This window comes from Nocardioides sp. Root240 (assembly GCF_001428825.1).
In the GTDB taxonomy this organism is placed as follows: domain Bacteria; phylum Actinomycetota; class Actinomycetes; order Propionibacteriales; family Nocardioidaceae; genus Nocardioides.
In genome coordinates, this window is the sequence record NZ_LMIT01000016.1 from 211,219 (window position 1) to 226,480 (window position 15,262).

13 protein-coding genes are annotated in these 15,262 nt (G+C 69.4%); 9 read left to right on the plus strand and 4 right to left on the minus strand.

Annotated features, from left to right (window positions below):
* Nucleotides 1-273: 273 nt before the first annotated feature.
* On the minus strand, nt 274-1,071 hold the full coding sequence (locus tag ASE20_RS23860) for a deoxyribonuclease IV (protein WP_056897079.1): 798 nt from the start codon (nt 1,069-1,071) through the stop codon (nt 274-276).
* Between the two features lie 35 nt (nt 1,072-1,106).
* The gene (locus ASE20_RS23865) at nt 1,107-1,736 is read right to left on the minus strand and encodes a TetR/AcrR family transcriptional regulator (RefSeq protein WP_225869135.1); all 630 of its coding nucleotides are present in this window, start codon (nt 1,734-1,736) and stop codon (nt 1,107-1,109) included.
* 108 nt (nt 1,737-1,844) lie between these two features.
* Here ASE20_RS23865 and ASE20_RS23870 point away from each other — a divergent pair, with 108 nt between their 5' ends.
* The 6 genes from ASE20_RS23870 (at nt 1,845) to ASE20_RS25370 (ending at nt 4,880) form a co-directional block, all read left to right on the plus strand.
* On the plus strand, nt 1,845-2,240 hold the full coding sequence (locus ASE20_RS23870) for a hypothetical protein (RefSeq protein WP_056897081.1): 396 nt from the start codon (nt 1,845-1,847) through the stop codon (nt 2,238-2,240).
* Between the two features lie 125 nt (nt 2,241-2,365).
* Nucleotides 2,366-2,653 (plus strand): 30S ribosomal protein S6, encoded by a 288-nt coding sequence (rpsF, locus tag ASE20_RS23875; RefSeq protein WP_056897082.1) that lies wholly within the window; start codon nt 2,366-2,368, stop codon nt 2,651-2,653.
* A 117-nt stretch (nt 2,654-2,770) separates the two neighbouring features.
* Nucleotides 2,771-3,358, plus strand: coding sequence for a single-stranded DNA-binding protein (locus ASE20_RS23880; protein ID WP_056897083.1), 588 nt, complete (start codon nt 2,771-2,773; stop codon nt 3,356-3,358).
* Between the two features lie 68 nt (nt 3,359-3,426).
* Complete coding sequence (gene rpsR, locus ASE20_RS23885; RefSeq protein WP_038682917.1) at nt 3,427-3,663, plus strand: 30S ribosomal protein S18; 237 nt, start codon at nt 3,427-3,429, stop codon at nt 3,661-3,663.
* Between the two features lie 30 nt (nt 3,664-3,693).
* On the plus strand, nt 3,694-4,140 hold the full coding sequence (gene rplI / locus ASE20_RS23890; protein ID WP_056897084.1) for a 50S ribosomal protein L9: 447 nt from the start codon (nt 3,694-3,696) through the stop codon (nt 4,138-4,140).
* Nucleotides 4,141-4,235: 95 nt separating this feature from the next.
* Entirely contained in the window at nt 4,236-4,880 is a 645-nt protein-coding gene (locus ASE20_RS25370; protein ID WP_056897085.1) for a hypothetical protein, read from the plus strand.
* Between the two features lie 27 nt (nt 4,881-4,907).
* On the opposite strand, the gene ASE20_RS23900 is transcribed toward ASE20_RS25370, so the two are convergent.
* Both ASE20_RS23900 and ASE20_RS23905 read right to left on the minus strand, forming a co-directional pair.
* Nucleotides 4,908-5,468: a hypothetical protein gene (locus ASE20_RS23900; protein ID WP_056897086.1), complete on the minus strand. Its 561-nt coding sequence runs from the start codon at nt 5,466-5,468 to the stop codon at nt 4,908-4,910.
* Nucleotides 5,465-6,814, minus strand: a complete 1,350-nt coding sequence (locus tag ASE20_RS23905; RefSeq protein WP_056897087.1) for an MATE family efflux transporter — start codon at nt 6,812-6,814, stop codon at nt 5,465-5,467. Before ASE20_RS23905 ends, ASE20_RS23900 begins: the two co-directional genes overlap by 4 nt.
* A gap of 592 nt (nt 6,815-7,406) precedes the next feature.
* On the opposite strand from ASE20_RS23905, the gene dnaB reads away from it, so the two are divergent.
* The 3 genes from dnaB to ASE20_RS23920 all read left to right on the plus strand — a co-directional run bounded on the left by dnaB (nt 7,407) and on the right by ASE20_RS23920 (nt 15,170).
* Nucleotides 7,407-8,711 (plus strand): replicative DNA helicase, encoded by a 1,305-nt coding sequence (gene dnaB, locus ASE20_RS23910; RefSeq protein WP_082612920.1) that lies wholly within the window; start codon nt 7,407-7,409, stop codon nt 8,709-8,711.
* A gap of 776 nt (nt 8,712-9,487) precedes the next feature.
* A complete protein-coding gene (locus ASE20_RS23915; protein WP_056897089.1) occupies nt 9,488-13,498 on the plus strand; it encodes an AAA domain-containing protein in 4,011 nt (1,336 codons plus the stop codon).
* A gap of 70 nt (nt 13,499-13,568) precedes the next feature.
* Nucleotides 13,569-15,170 (plus strand): exonuclease domain-containing protein, encoded by a 1,602-nt coding sequence (locus ASE20_RS23920; RefSeq protein ID WP_162261575.1) that lies wholly within the window; start codon nt 13,569-13,571, stop codon nt 15,168-15,170.
* The last annotated feature ends 92 nt before the right edge of the window (nt 15,171-15,262 follow it).

Below are 15,262 nucleotides of genomic sequence, written 5' to 3' on the forward strand. Positions count from 1 at the left end.
GTGTCGGCGCGGACTTCGTCCGCGCCGCCGCTGACGCGGCCGCCCAGCGGGTGATGGTCTGTTGCGCGCGCTGACCCCCTCGATTGGTCACAGACCGCAGAAAAATCTGCCAAAAACCTGCGGTATGTGCCCACTCGAGGGGGTGTGCGCGAGCGCCGGACAGCCGCGCCGTTGCTGCAGCTTGTGAACGGGACCACCCGTCCACCGCAGCCTTGACGGCGAGCTTTCGGAGCCCGAACCGCGACCGTGCCTGAGCCGGACCGAACCGCGGTCTCAGACCCGCTCGCGCAGCCAGGCGAAGTCGGCGACGTGCTCGGTGGCGCCGCCAGGCGTCTCGCACACCACCGGCGCCTTCGCGTCCCGCACCACCTGCGCCAGCAGGTCCGGGTCGATCTGGCCCGCGCCGAAGTTGGCGTGCCGGTCGGCGCCCGAGTCGAAGGCGTCGCGGCTGTCGTTGGCGTGCACCAGGTCGATCCGCCCGGTGATCGCGAGGACGTCGTCGACGATCGTCTCCAGCGCGTTGCCGCCCGCGTGGGCGTGGCAGGTGTCGAGGCAGAAGCCGACCATGTCGGAGCCCTCGGCGCTGGAGATCGCGTCCCAGGTGCCCTTGATCCGGTCGAGGTAGCGGGTCATCGCGTTCGTGCCGCCGGCGGTGTTCTCGATCAGCAGCGGCACCTTGATGTCGGTCGCCTCGACGGCCTTGCGCCAGTTGTCGAAGCCCTTCGCCGGGTCGTCCTCATCGGTCACGTGGCCGCCGTGGACGATCAGGCCCTTGGCGCCGAGCTCGGCCGCGGCGTCCATGTGCTGCTGCAGGAGCTTGCGGCTGGGGATCCGCTGCCGGTTGTTGGTCGTCGCCACGTTGATCAGGTACGGCGCGTGCACGTAGAGGTCCACCCCCGCCGACTCGGCGGCTGCGCGCAGGGCGGCCGGGCCGCCGTCGTAGGAGAGGACGGGGCCCTTGTAGGACTGCGGGTTGCCGAGGAAGAACTGCACGAGCGGGGCGTTGCGGGCGAGTGCCTCGCCGATCGGGTCGGTCTGGTCGACGTGGGCACCGATGCGCAGCTCGCTCATGGCGTCCACTGTAGGGAGGCGCGGGGACAGTCCGGTCAGCCGGTGGAGCGGCGCAGCCGCCGCCGAAGGGCCGCACGCTCCACCGGCCCGAGGCCGTCGACCACGCCGAGGAGGCGCGCCAGCTGCTCGAACGCCGCGAACGCGCTCGCGGCGCCCTCGGGATCGACGCCGTCGTACAGCTCCAGGCCGACGAAGGAGGCGCTGACGGCCCGGGCGAGGCCGGGTACGTCGACCAGCCCCGCCAGCGGCCCCGAGCCCAGCAACCGCTCGAGCACCACCTGGACCTCGGTCGCCCACAGCGCCAGGCCGGCGGCCGTCGCCGGGCCGAGGGAGGCGTGGGAGGAGGACCCGGCGAGCAGCTGGCCGAGCAGCGCGACGTTGCCGGCGTCCTGCTCGTGGGCGTGGATGGCGCGGGCCACGGCGATGAGACCGCTGAAGTCCGTGACCTCGGCGAGAGCCGCGCGGTGCGCCTCGATCCGCTGCCTCGCGCCGTGGTCGCACGCCGCCGCGAGCAGCTCGTCGACCGAGCCGAAGTGGTAGAAGACCAGCGCCTGGTTGACCCCCGCCTCCGTGGCGATGGCCCGGGCGGAGGCCTTCGCGATGCCCTGGTCGACCACGACGCGCAGGCAGGCGTCGAGCAGCTTCTCGCGGGTCGGGGTGGCCACGCAGTGATCGTGCCCCATCTTGAGCGTCCGCTCAATCCATGACACAGTTTGAGCGACCGCTCAAGACCGGAGGAACCGATGTCGCGTCACGGACCGAACACCCCGGGGGTGGCGGGTTACCTCCTGGCCGCGCTGATCGCGGACGTGCTGTTCGCCGCAGGCCTGTACCTGCCCGTGCTCGCCGACGAGACCGTGACCTGGCAGGACGCCCTCTTCTGGGCGTTCCTGCTCGCCTTCTTCGTCACCCTGTACGCGGTGCCTTTCGCCGCCCTCGGCCTGCTGGCCGTGCACGTCGCCTGCGTCCGGGTTCCTGCCCAGTGGGTGCACGTCTTGGCGGCCGGCGTCGCGGGCCTGCTCCCGATGGCGGTCTCCAGCGTTATGACGCAGCAGTGGGAGGTCGTGCCGTTCGCGGGGGTTCCGGTCGCCACCGCGCTGGGGAGGTGGGCTGTCGTCCCGTTGGTCCGGCAGCGTCGCGATTCGGCGGGTCTGCGTGCGACGGGTTAACCTCTCCTGTCCGGTGCCTCGCGGCGCCGTACACCTGTCTGCCCGGGCCGAACCGGTGCGGACTTGCAAGGCCCTCCTGCCGCGGAAAGTCCGTGGCCGTCAGTCCAGAGGAGGTGGAGACCGCTTTGCGCAACTACGAAGTCGTGGTCATCCTCGACCCGAGCCTCGACGAGCGGACGGTTCAGCCGTCGCTCGACAAGTACCTGAACGTCGTCCGCAATGACGGCGGCACCGTCGACAACGTCGACGTGTGGGGCAAGCGCCGTCTGGCGTACGAGATCAAGAAGAACGCCGAGGGCATCTACGCGATCATCAAGCTGACCGCGGCGCCGGCGACGGTCGACGAGCTCGACCGCCAGCTGACCCTCAACGAGTCCGTGCTTCGGACGAAGGTCCTGCGCCCCACCGTCTGAGACGGTCTCGTGCCTGTGGATCACGACTGTTCAATGTCGGACCCACGGGACACGATGGGGGCCGTTGCCCGGGACTGACCCGGGCGGGCCACTCGAATCCACTCACAGGAGACCACCATGGCTGGCGACACCGTCATCACCGTTATCGGCAACCTGACCGACGACCCGGAGCTTCGCTTCACCCCGTCGGGCGCTGCGGTTGCCAATTTCACGGTGGCGTCGACCCCGCGGCAGTTCGACCGCCAGACCAACGAGTGGAAGGACGGGGAGACCCTGTTCCTTCGCTGCTCGATCTGGCGCCAGGCGGCCGAGAACGTCGCCGAGTCCCTCCAGAAGGGCATGCGCGTCATCGCGCAGGGCCGTCTGGTGTCGCGGTCCTACGAGGACCGTGAGGGCCAGAAGCGCACGGTCAACGAGCTGCAGGTCGACGAGGTCGGCCCGTCGCTGACCTGGGCCACGGCCAAGGTCACCCGCGCCAACCGCTCCGGCGGTGGCGGCGGTGGTGGCTACGGCGGTGGTGGCAACCAGGGTGGCGGCCAGGGCGGCTTCGGCGGCGGTGGCGGCCAGGGTGGCGGCGCACGTCCGGCGGGCGGAGACCCGTGGGGCGGCCAGCCGTCCGGTGGATCCAACAGCGGTGGCGGCGCGCCGGCCGGTGACCCCTGGGCTGCGCCCGGTGTCTCCGGTGGCGACGAGCCCCCGTTCTGAGCAACAACACATCAACCATTCCGGCCGCCGTTGACTGACGCGGCCGGGCTCTGAGGAGGAGCACCACAATGGCGAAGGCAGTCGTCCGCAAGCCGAAGAAGAAGGTTTGCCAGTTCTGCAAGGAGAAGGCCACCGGTGTCGACTACAAGGACACCGCCCTTCTGAAGAAGTTCATCTCCGACCGCGGCAAGATCCGCGCCCGTCGGGTGACCGGCAACTGCGTGCAGCACCAGCGTGACATCGCCATCGCGGTGAAGAACGCCCGTGAGGTCGCGCTGCTGCCCTACACCTCCGCTGGCCGCTGAGCCCGACGGTAGAGAAGGAGAGCTGAACTCATGAAGATCATCCTGACCCAGGAGGTCGAGAACCTCGGCGCCGCTGGTGACGTGGTGGAGGTCAAGGACGGCTACGGCCGCAACTACCTCATCCCCCGCGGCTTCGCGATCCGTTGGACGCGTGGCGCGCAGGCCCAGGCCGACTCGATCACGGCCGCCCGTGCCTCCCGCGCGGTGCGCGACGAGGCGCACGCCGCCGAGATCAAGGCCAAGCTCGAGGGTGCCCCTGTCGACGTGAAGGTGAAGGCGGGCCAGGGCGGCCGTCTGTTCGGTGCGGTCACCCCCGCCGACATCGCCGCCGCGCTCGGCGAGGCTGCCGGCGAGTCGATCGACAAGCGCACCATCGTGCTCGGCAACCCGATCAAGTCGCTGGGCAACCACGCGGTCTCGGTCAAGCTGCACGACGAGGTCTCCGTCGCGGTGACGCTCAACGTCATCCCGGCCTGACACAACGCGTCAGACACAGTCGGCGTGGCCGGTCCCTCCGGGGGCCGGCCACGTGGCAATTTTGGGCGGTACTTCCCCAACCCAAGGAGTCCCTGATGCGACTGCGTCGCCTCGCGCCCGCTGCCGTCCTGCTGCTCGTCCCGGTCCTCGCGGCCTGCGGCGACGACAAGGAGCCGGCCGCCGGCACCGACGACCCGACCTCGGAGGCGCCCACCACGTCGGACGCCCCGACCACGCCCGCCTCAACGCCGGCGGCCACCGAGACCACCTCGGCGCCCACCGAGGAGCCGCCCGCCGCCGTCGCCGCGTGCGACCTGATCACCGCCGGCGACGTCGGCAAGGTGATGGGCGTCAGCTTCACGGCCGGCAGCCCGGACACCGAGGACGAGAAGGAGGGCGCCGTGTCGTGGACCGCCTCCGAGTGCTCGTTCGAGGCGAAGGACCTGGTCGAGGTCTCCGTGCGCGTCGCCGAGCCGGCGGCGTTCGCGTCGGGCAAGGTCCAGTGCCCGATGCCCGCCGAGGGCGACGGCAGCGTCGAGCCCCGCGACGTCGCGGGCGCGACCGAGGCCTGGTGGAAGATCAGCCCGCCGCCGAACTTCGAGGGCATCGTCCGGGCCTGCTCGACCGACGCCCTGGTGGAGGTCGACCTCGACTACGAGGACGGCGTCGACTACGACGGCGACCCGGGGGAGCAGGCCTCGCAGCTGGCGGCCTTCGTGCTGGCCAACCTGCAGGCCTGACACCGGGACAGCATCCGGGCCAGCACGTCAGTCGGCGGGTGCCTCGAGCTCCGGCTCCGGGGCGCCCGCCCACGCCCGTCCACTGAACACGAAGCAGAGGATCACCAGCGCGATCTGCACGGCCTGTGCGGCGACCTCGCCCGCCGTACCGACGCCGTCGAGGTCGGCACCGAACGCCAGCGGCGGGGCCGCGATCACGAAGAGCAGCACCAACCCGGCGATGCTGAAGCTGCTCGCGCCGGCGGTGGCGCGCGCCCGGAGCGCGGCCTGGCTCAGCTCGTGGCAGAGCAGCGCGAAGAACGCGAAGCGGGGCACGTCGGCCGACCAGCCCAGCGACGGGTCGGTCTCCAGCCACCGTGCGACCGCCGGCACCACCATCGCGACCGACACGACCAGCGCGAGCGCGCCCACGAAGCGCAGGGTCGGGAGCCGGCGCGGGTCGAGGGAGGGGCCGAGCCCGTGCAGGCCGACCAGCACGAGGAACCAGCCCAGCGGGTCGGGGAGCGGGTCGAAGGTGCCGGGCGCCGCGTCCGCGGGGCCGAGGGCGAGCAGGACCAGCCCGAGGGCGACCGCCTGCAGCGGCTTCACGCGCCGGCTCCGGTGACGAGCCAGGCGTCGCTGCGCGCGCGTCGTACCAGGGTGAGGAGGCGCCCGCCCATGAACAGCGCGCCGAACACGGCCCACACCCCGGTCAGGCCTGCACCCAGCGCACTCGTCAGCAGCACGAGCGGAGCGTAGCCGCCCAGGACGGCGAGCCCGGCGAGAGCCAGGTACCGGCCGTCACCGGCGCCGATCAGCACGCCGTCGAGCACGAACACGACACCTGCCGCCGGCTGGGCGAGCGCGGCGACGAGGAGGACCGGGACCAGGGCGTCGCGGACCGCCCCGTCGGGCGTGAACAGGGCGCCCAGCCACGGGCTGCTCGCCGCGAGCAGGAGGCCGGTCACGATGCCGCTCCGGATCCCCCAGCCCACCATCCGCCCGGTCACGGCCCGGGTGGCGGCGACGTCGCCGGCGCCGAGGTGGCGACCGGTGATCGCCTGGGCGGCGATCGCGATCGCGTCGAGGACGTAGGCGAGGAAGCCCCAGATCGTGAACGCCAGCTGGTGGGTCGCGATCGGTACGGCGTCGTCCGCGCCGGACGCCTCGCCGGCGGCCAGCACCACCGCCCAGGTGGTGACGAGCAGCGCGGCACGCAGCGTGAGCGTCCGCACCAGCAGGGGGACGCCGGCCCGGCCCGCCGCACGGATGCCGGCCGGGTGGGGTCGCAGCGGCGCGCCCTCGCGGCGGGCGGCGCGCACCACCGCGGCGACGAGCGCCACCGCCATGCCGACCTGCGCGAGCACCGAGCCGAGCGCCGAGCCGGCCAGCTCGAGGCGCGGGGCCGGGCCGGCGCCGTACACGAGGGTGAGGTTGAGGGCGAGGTTGGCGGCGTTGCCGACGACAGCGACGACCAACGGTGTGCGGGTGTCCTGCAGCCCGCGGAGCACGCCGGTGCTGGCGAGCACGAGGAGCAGGGGCGTGATGCCGGCGCCGGCGATGCGGAGGTACTCGGTGGCGGCGTCCTCGACGCCCGCCGACGCACCGAACACGGTGACCAGCGGTCCGGCGAGCAGGCTGGTGCCGAGGGTGACCGGGACGCCGATCGCGACCGCGAGCCAGAGCCCGTCGATCCCCTGCTCGAGGGCGGCGCGGCGGTGGCCGGCGCCGAGCTGGCGGGCCACGCCGGCCGTGGTGCCGTAGGCGAGGAAGATGCACAGCCCGACCACGGTCGTCAGGACCGTGCCGGCGAGACCGAGGCCGGCCAGCTCGCGGGTGCCGAGGTGCCCGACGACGGCGGCGTCGCCGAGCAGGAACAGCGGCTCGGCGACCAGGGCGAGGAAGGCGGGGACGGCGAGCCGGGCGATCTCGCGGTCGAGGGCGCGGCTGCTCATCGGTGGGTCCGGTACGTGAGGCTCAGGGTGAGGTCAAGGGTCGGTGGAAAACTCGTGACCAGTTGTGGATATGCATGCTCAGGGGGCGGTGCACAAGACCCTGTCCGGGGGGACCGGTCGTGGCGGGACGATGACGACGAGGTGAACGGAATCAACGGCCAGGAATTTCCACTCCACACCTGTGGGCGAACGTTTGTGCAGGTCAGAGGCCTGTTCGGAGTGATCCCGACCAGTGCTTCCACAGCTTCCTCCCCAGCCCGTGCACACGCTCTCCGCGTGTCGTCCACGTGTTCGCCCCGGTTATCCCCAAGCCTTGTGGATAAACCACTCGCGCTGGCTTCCGCGCGCGTCGTTCCGGCCTCTAGGTTCGGTGCGCGAGGAGTTGGGTCGGACCCCCTCGGCACGATGGTCACCGTACGACGCCCCCCGGCGCCTTCCGCAGGCGCCGTCCGCGACCGAGTCAGGAGATGCCAGGCCCGTGAGCCTCACCGACGACGCGCCGAGCTGGACCGCGGAGCCCCCGGAGCAGTGGGGCGACGGGCCCGCGGCGTACGCGCCCGGCGAGGCGCCCTCCGGTGGCGCCGGCGGCCGGATGCCTCCGCAGGACCTCGCGGCCGAGCAGTCGGTGCTCGGCGCGATGCTGATCTCCAAGGACGCGATCGCTGACGTCGTCGAGGTCATCCGCGGCGTCGACTACTACCGGCCGGCCCACGAGGAGATCCACGAGGCGATCCTCGACCTGTTCGGTCGCGGCGAGCCCGCCGACATGGTGACCGTCGCCGGTGAGCTGCAGCGGCGTGGCCAGCTGCAGAAGATCGGCGGGGCGTCGTACCTCCACACCCTCGCGGCCAACGTCCCGATCGCGGCCAACGCCGGCTTCTACGCCGAGATCGTCTACGAGAAGGCGATCCTGCGCCGCCTGGTCGACGCCGGCACCAAGATCGTCCAGATCAGCTATGCCGGCGAGGGCGAGGTCGACGGCATCGTCAACGAGGCGCAGTCGGAGATCTACAAGGTCACCGACCGCAACAAGTCCGAGGACTACGCCCCGCTGAGCGACATCATGGACTCGGTCCTCGACGAGATCGAGGCCATCGAGAACCGTGAGCAGGGCATCTACGGCGTCCCGACCGGCTTCGCCGACTTCGACGACCTGACCAACGGCTTCCACAAGGGCCAGATGATCGTCGTCGCCGCCCGTCCCGCGATGGGCAAGTCGACCCTCGCCCTCGACTTCTGCCGCGCGGCCGCGATCCACAACAACCTGACCGCCGCCTTCTTCAGCCTCGAGATGACGCGCGCCGAGATCGTGATGCGTCTGCTCTCGGCCGAGGCGCGGATCCCGCTCAACCACATCCGCAACGGCAAGATGGGCACCGAGGAGTGGGACCGTCTCGCGCGCCACGTCGCCAAGGTGTCGGCCGCGCCGATGTTCATCGACGACTCGCCCAACATGACGATGACCGAGATCCGGGCCAAGGCCCGCCGGCTCAAGCAGAAGCACGACCTGCGCCTCATGGTCATCGACTACCTCCAGCTGATGAGCTCCGGCAAGAAGGTCGAGTCCCGTCAGCTCGAGGTCTCCGAGTTCTCCCGCCAGATCAAGCTCCTCGCCAAGGAGCTCGAGATCCCGGTGATCGCGCTCTCCCAGCTCAACCGCGGTCCCGAGCAGCGCGCCGACAAGCGCCCCGCCGTCAGCGACCTGCGCGAGTCCGGCTCCATCGAGCAGGACGCCGACATGGTCGTCCTGCTCCACCGCGACGACGTCTACGAGAAGGAGTCGACCCGCCCCGGCGAGGCCGACCTGATCGTCGCCAAGCACCGCAACGGCGCGACTCGCGACATCGTCGTGGCCTTCCAGGGCCACTACAGCCGGTTCGTCGACATGGCGCACTGACGCAGGAGGGCTGTTTGTCGAGATGCAGCGAACTTTGACCTTGCCTACGACAAGTTTGACTTCTCCGATTACGTCAACCCCGGCGCCTGTGGAGGGCGGCATTGACAGGGCATCGCGACCAGTCGACCTCGGCGGAGCTCCGGCAGAATTTGTAATTACGATGGTGGGATTCATCGCTGGCACTCGTCGGTGGTGAGTGCCAGAATAAGGACCCAGGGCACGGCGTGACCTGGGACAAATGGAGGGAAAAGAAGGTTGGGACGAGCGCTCCAACGCTCGTCCCAACCCAGAGGCAACTACGTCGCCTTCATGCAATCGAAAGCGTAGAGCCTCTGGGCCGATCACCCCGCTCGGGGTCCAACCAGAGGAACAAACCATGACCAACTCTCACCGTTGCAAGGTGAAGCTCATCGGCCGCTCGTGCGACCACGATCTCTGTGTACCGCTCACTCGGGCCGTCCCGCCCGAGCTTCGCTGCGTCGACGCTGACCCTGCCGGCTACGGCGGCGGGGGTGGCGCAACTTGTGGGTGCCGCGTGCCCGAGCACCTGCCGGAGGTTGTCGAGCGCGAGCTCCGCGGCAACCTGCAGGACTCCCGGCGCCGCGGCTATGTACTCGTCCCGGCGGCCTGACCCGCGCGAAACCGGTCTTCCGCGCCAGCTCCTCCAGCGAGGCGCCGCGCTCTGCGTGGCAGTGCCAGTTTTCTGATTCGTGGCTGATCTGTCGGGCGCGGCACCTAGCCTGATCTCCGCCGTTCAGGGTGTGAAGGAGTGACAAGTGGAGACGACGCAGGGGCTGTCGCGGAAGCAGCTAGTGGCGGCTGCGGTCGAGCGTTGGGCGAAGGACCTCGTCGATACAGGCAAGCGCAATCCGCTTCTCTACTACCGGCCTCTGCAGGCAGGAACCCTGTCGCTCGATCACGCGGACGCGGCGGCGTTGACGGCGTTCCTCGCGGGGAGCCAGATCAAGCTCTCGGCCTTGTTCCCGACGCTGACAGCTTCCGCCGATTCGCTCAGGCGCATCCGGACGATCCGCAAGAAGGTCCTCACGCTCGAGGAGGAACGCGGCATCCAGACCGGCTACCTCGCGATCGGTATGGCGACGTGGACCGAGGAAGGAGCCGCCGCGACAGAGCGAGCACCTGCCGCCCCGATCCTGTTGCGGGAGATCTGGATCAAGCCGCGCAGTGCGTCCGAGAGCGACTTTGACCTGACGCTGGCAGAGGAGGCTGAGTACAACCCGGTCCTGCTCCACTACCTCCACGAACGCTTCGGGTCAGCCGTCGACTTGAGTGGCCTGCCGGAGGACCCAGACGAGAAGAGCTGGGATGGCATCGCGGACTCCTTCGCGGCACTCGAGTCGGCATGCGCCCAGGTCCCAGGCTTCGCGACCGAGCGGACGCTAGCGGTCGGCAGCTTCGCCTACCAGAAGCTCCCGATGGTCAACGACCTCAAGGCGGACATCGAGCTGCTGCTCGAGTCAGACGTCATCGCCGCGCTGGCCGGCGACGCCGAAGCGCAGGCCGCGCTTCGAGGAAACCCGGGCGCCGCGGACTCGCTCGAGCCATCCCGACCCGACCACACACCACCGGCGGACGAGTTCCTCGTGCTCGACGCCGACTCGTCGCAGAACTACGCGATCAACGCCGCGTTCGGCGGCAGTCACGTCGTCGTCAAGGGCCCGCCCGGCACGGGCAAGAGTCAGACGATCACCAACCTGATCGCCGGGTTGATGGCGCGCGGCAAGCGCGTCTTGTTCGTCGCGGAGAAGCGCGCCGCCATCGACGCCGTGCTCGGCCGTCTCGGCGGCGCCGACCTGGACACATGGGTCATGGACCTTCACGACGGGCTGTCGAACCGACGACGGGTCGCCCAGCAGCTCTCCGAGACCCTCGAGCGCGCTTCCCGTACGGGCGTCCCTGACGTGGCCGCGCTCCATCGTGAGTTGGTTGCCAGCCGCGATCGGCTGATCAACCACTCGGACATGATGCACCGCCCACGGGAGCCCTGGGGCTTCAGCGTCTACGACCTCCAGGCACTCCGCCTCCAGGTCGGCGACATCAAGCCGAGCTTCCGGTTCCGTGGCGCCCGGCTGACGGCCGCGACGCCAGAGATGGTCGAAAACGGCATCGCTGTCTTGACCGAGTACGCCGAGCTCGACGGGCTCAAGGCCGCGGAGGCGGGTGCGTGGTCCGGCGCGCAGGTCGACACAGCCGACCAGGCACGGCATGCCATTGAGATCGTGCGCCAACTTCGCGATCACACCGTGCCCGTTGCAGGGACGAAGCTGAATTCGCTCGTCGAGACCCTGGGTCTGCGCCGGCCGACCTCTGTCGACCAGTGGGGTGGCCTCCTCGATCTCGTGAACCAGGTAGCGGCTCTTCGCCAACACCTCGCCGAGGGAGCGTTCGGCGAGGGACAGGAAGCGCTTCTTGCGGCGACGGCAACGCGTCGCTGGCGTAAGGAGCGCGGTGTCACGATGCCGTGGGGCGAGCGCCGCCGCGCGGTCAAGGCTGCGAAGGTGCTCGCTGTTGGTGGCAAGCCGAGCAAGACCGATCTTCACGCCAAGCTCGCTCACGCGATCGAGCTCACCGCCGCTTGGCGATCGGCCTCGGTGGACGGCGGAACGCCTCGGCTTCCCGCTGACCTTGCCGGCACGCATCAGCAGCTTGAGCAGCTCACGACCGAACTGCGCGGGCTCGGAGCATTCATCGCGTCCGGTGACCTCGGCGCACTCGACCCCACCACGTCGCTCCCGCAGCGACTTGACGCCCTGGTTCGCGACCAGACTCAACTGTCGAAGTTGCCCCGCCTGCGCGAGCTGCACCGAAAGATCAGCGACCTCGGCCTCGATGCCTTCGCGGGCGAATGCCGCAGTCGTGAGATCCAGCCCCACGCCGTACGTCCACTGCTCGAGTCAGCCTGGCTCGACTCGATCCTCGAAGAGATCGCACTGACCGACCCCAGCTACGGGGCGTTCCAGGGCACAACCCTCAACCGCGCGGTCGACACTTTCCAGACCGCCGACACCCAGCACATCCAGTCCGCCGGCGCACGGGTACAGCGGAAGGCCGCCGAGGCTCTCTACGCCGCGCTGGACGCCCACCCGGAACAGACGCTGCTGATCCGCAAGCAGGCCAACCTCAAACGCCGGCACATGCCGATGCGGGAGCTGCTCGAGCAGGCCGGCGACGTGCTTCTCGCAGCCAAGCCCTGCTGGGCGATGTCCCCGTTGGTCGTCAGTCAGGTGCTGCCGATGCGGCGCATGTTCGACGTCGTGATCTTCGACGAGGCCAGCCAGATCCCACCGGCAGATGCGATCCCGTCTATCGCGCGAGGGCACAAGCTCGTTGTCGCCGGTGACGAGCGCCAACTTCCCCCGACGGCATTCTTCGGCAGCACTGTCGATGACGGAGACGAGGATGAGGACACCGAGAACGTCACGCTCACCAGCGGCTTCGAATCGATCCTCGACGCCCTGGCGCCGCTGATCTCGATCAGGAACCTGCAGTGGCATTACCGGAGCCGCGACGAGAAGCTCATCGCGTTCAGCAACGTGCACATCTATGACTCCTCCCTCACGACCTTCCCCGGCGCGCAGCAAGACGGCGTCCTCAAGCACGTCCACGTGCCCTGGACACCCGGAGCAGGCGGCGTCGCCGGCTCCACCAGCGCCGAGGTAGAGAAGGTTGTCGACCTCATCATCGACCATGCAGAGAACCGTCCTGAAGAGTCGCTCGGCGTCATCGCGATGGGCATCAAGCACGCCGACCGCATCGACGCAGCGGTCCGTGAACGCCTACGGGATCGCAGCGACCTCGAATCCTTCTTCTCCGAGGCCCAGGAGGAGCGGTTCTTCGTCAAGAACCTCGAACGGGTCCAGGGCGACGAGCGCGACGCGATCATCATGTCGGTCGGCTACGGGAAGAGCGCGGATGGCCGCATGCTCTACCGATTCGGGCCCATCAACACTCAAGGCGGAGAACGGCGCCTCAACGTCGCTGTTTCTCGAGCGAAGAGACGCATGACGCTGGTCTCGTCGTTCGCTTCCGCGGACCTGGACCCGAACAAGCTCAACGCACGCGGCGCTGAATTGCTCGGAGCGTACGTGTCCTTCATGGAGTCCGGCGGCACCGACCTCGGTTCCATTGCAATCCCGCCGCCGCGCCTCAACGCCTTCGAGCAGGACATCCGCGACCGACTGACCCAGGCCGGCCTCACCCTCACCCCACAATTCGGTGTGTCCGGCTATCGCATCGACTTCGTCGCCTCTTACCCCGAAAAGCCCGGCCAATACGTCCTCGCGATCGAGGCTGACGGCGCGAGCTACCACTCCTCGGCCACCGCCCGAGATCGCGACCGACTCCGCCAGGAACACCTCGAACGACTCGGCTGGCGCTTCCACCGGATCTGGTCCACCGACTGGTTCCGCAACCCTCAAGCCGAGGTCGACCGCGTCCTCCAGGCATTCAACGCCGCCGTCGAGGCTGCCGACAGGGGCGAGGTCACCGGTCGCCGCACCCACGCGATCGCGCCACCAGCCGCGGTGGAGCCGGCGACGGTGCAGCCGACCAGGACCCTGCCGAAGCCGAAGATCTGGTTCGGCCAGCCCATCACGACCTACAGCCGGTCCGACCTCGTCGCCGTAGTCCGCTGGATCCAGAGCGACGGGCTGCTGCGGACCGAGGAAGATCTTATTCGCGACGCGATGGAAGAGCTCGGGTGGCGACGGCGCGGTTCTCGCATCGATGCAGGACTCCGCGACGCGATCGATGCGGCAAGACGCTGAGCGGCCAGATGGGTTCTAGAACCGTCCGAATTTGTCGGCCCCTGCTGGAACAGTGCTGACCATGGGATTCATGGACCGGTTCCGCAAGCAGGAGACGACGCCCGGGCCCGCGCAGGCGGCGGTGCAGCTCGACCAGCCGCGCTTCGCGGTCATTGACATCGAGACCACCGGATTGACGCCACAGCTGGACCGCATCCTCGAGATCGCAGTCGTCACCACGGATCCTTGGGGCCGCGTCCTGGGCGAGTGGTCGACCCGGATCAATCCCGAGGGATTGGTCGGAGCCACCCATATCCACGGCATCACCGAGGCGGACGTCGCAGGAGCGCCTGTCTTCCGTGACGTCATCGCGGCACTCACCCAGCAACTCGCCGGTGCGGCCCTTGTTGCTCACAACGCCGAGTTCGATCTCGCGTTCGTCCGCGAGGAGTTCCGACGCGCCGGCTGGGATATGCCGCTCGCGCCGTCGCTGTGCACCCTCCGTGCCTCCGAGTACCACCTGCCCAACCTTGACCGACGCCGTCTCGCTGACTGCTGCTGGGCTGTCGGGACACCGTTGACGGGCGCTCACTCCGCGCTGGGTGACGCGCGCGCGACCGCCGTTCTCCTTGCCGCGTTCATGCACCCGCACCTCGGCGCCGTTCCGCTGGCCGAGCACGTGTCTCTCCCCGAGCGGGCCATGCACGTCCGTTGGCCCGCGGCGCCCAACGGCGCCGTCGTTCGTGACGTCGCCATGCCGCGAAAGGCCGAGGCGGCCTACAGACCATCTACGCCGCCACCGGCATCCACCGCGCCTGAAGCACTCGTCGCGATGGTCGATCGGTTCTCGTTGCTCGACGCCCTCGCGATGGGAGCTCCGGAGAACGGCATGGCATACCTCGAGACCCTCGCGGAAGCACTCGAAGACGGCGAGATCTCCGACGACGAAGCGGCCGCACTGGCTGACGTCGCAGAGACGATGGCCCTCAGCGCCGAGGACGTCACTGTCGCCAATGAAGCCTTCGTCCAGGCGCTCGCGATCGAGGCACTCGACGACGGCAAGGTGTCCCGCGCCGAGAAGGCCGAACTGCTGCGCGTCGCAGACATCCTCAACGTCAACCCGAAGCTCCTTCCGACGCTGCTCGGCAAGGCTGAGGCCGCCCGCGAACAGCGCATGAGTGAGGGCCTCGCTCCGCTTCCCGATGACTGGTCCCTCGGTGAACCGCTCCGGGTCGGCGACAAGGTGGTCTTCACCGGCTGCGCCGCCTTCGACCGACCGGCCATGGAACAGCGAGCCGAATCGCTCGGTGTTCTGGTCATTGGCTCGATGTCGCCAAGGGTCGCCCTCCTGGTCAGTGACGGCACCATGGACGGCGGCAAGGCCGGTCGAGCACGTGAACTCGGAGCGCGCGTGGTGCATCCGAATGACTTCCGCATCCTGCTCGACCACCTCCAGCCGGCGCAGCAGCGCGAGATCAAGGCTCCGCCCGAGCCGCGGACCGCCGCGCAGCCGAAGGCGCTCGCCTCGGTGCTGGTCAATTTGCCCGAAGGTGTCGCGCCAGTCGACGTTCGTGAGTGGGGACGGCAGAACGGCTGGGAGGTCGGTGTGCGCGGCAGGCTGAATCGTGATTTGCTAGCGGCTTTCGTGGCGGCGCGTGAGGCTGCTGCTGGCCAGTCGGCATCGGGGAACTAACCCAATGGACAAACGGTCCTTGCCAACGGATCCGAAGAGCCCGGCCCGGACGCCGCCCGCGCTGGCCTGGGGGCGAGAGGCAGCTGACCTGG

Excerpts from the sequence above, each read along its gene's own strand:
- ASE20_RS23860 (WP_056897079.1), bottom strand. The coding sequence starts at position 1,071 with ATGAGCGAGCTGCGCATCGGTGCCCACGTCGACCAGACCGACCCGATC.
- ASE20_RS23880 (WP_056897083.1), top strand. The coding sequence starts at position 2,771 with ATGGCTGGCGACACCGTCATCACCGTTATCGGCAACCTGACCGACGAC.
- rpsR (WP_038682917.1), top strand. The coding sequence starts at position 3,427 with ATGGCGAAGGCAGTCGTCCGCAAGCCGAAGAAGAAGGTTTGCCAGTTC.
- rplI (WP_056897084.1), top strand. The coding sequence starts at position 3,694 with ATGAAGATCATCCTGACCCAGGAGGTCGAGAACCTCGGCGCCGCTGGT.
- ASE20_RS25370 (WP_056897085.1), top strand. The coding sequence starts at position 4,236 with ATGCGACTGCGTCGCCTCGCGCCCGCTGCCGTCCTGCTGCTCGTCCCG.
- ASE20_RS23905 (WP_056897087.1), bottom strand. The coding sequence starts at position 6,814 with ATGAGCAGCCGCGCCCTCGACCGCGAGATCGCCCGGCTCGCCGTCCCC.
- dnaB (WP_082612920.1), top strand. The coding sequence starts at position 7,407 with ATGCCTCCGCAGGACCTCGCGGCCGAGCAGTCGGTGCTCGGCGCGATG.
- ASE20_RS23920 (WP_162261575.1), top strand. The coding sequence starts at position 13,569 with ATGGACCGGTTCCGCAAGCAGGAGACGACGCCCGGGCCCGCGCAGGCG.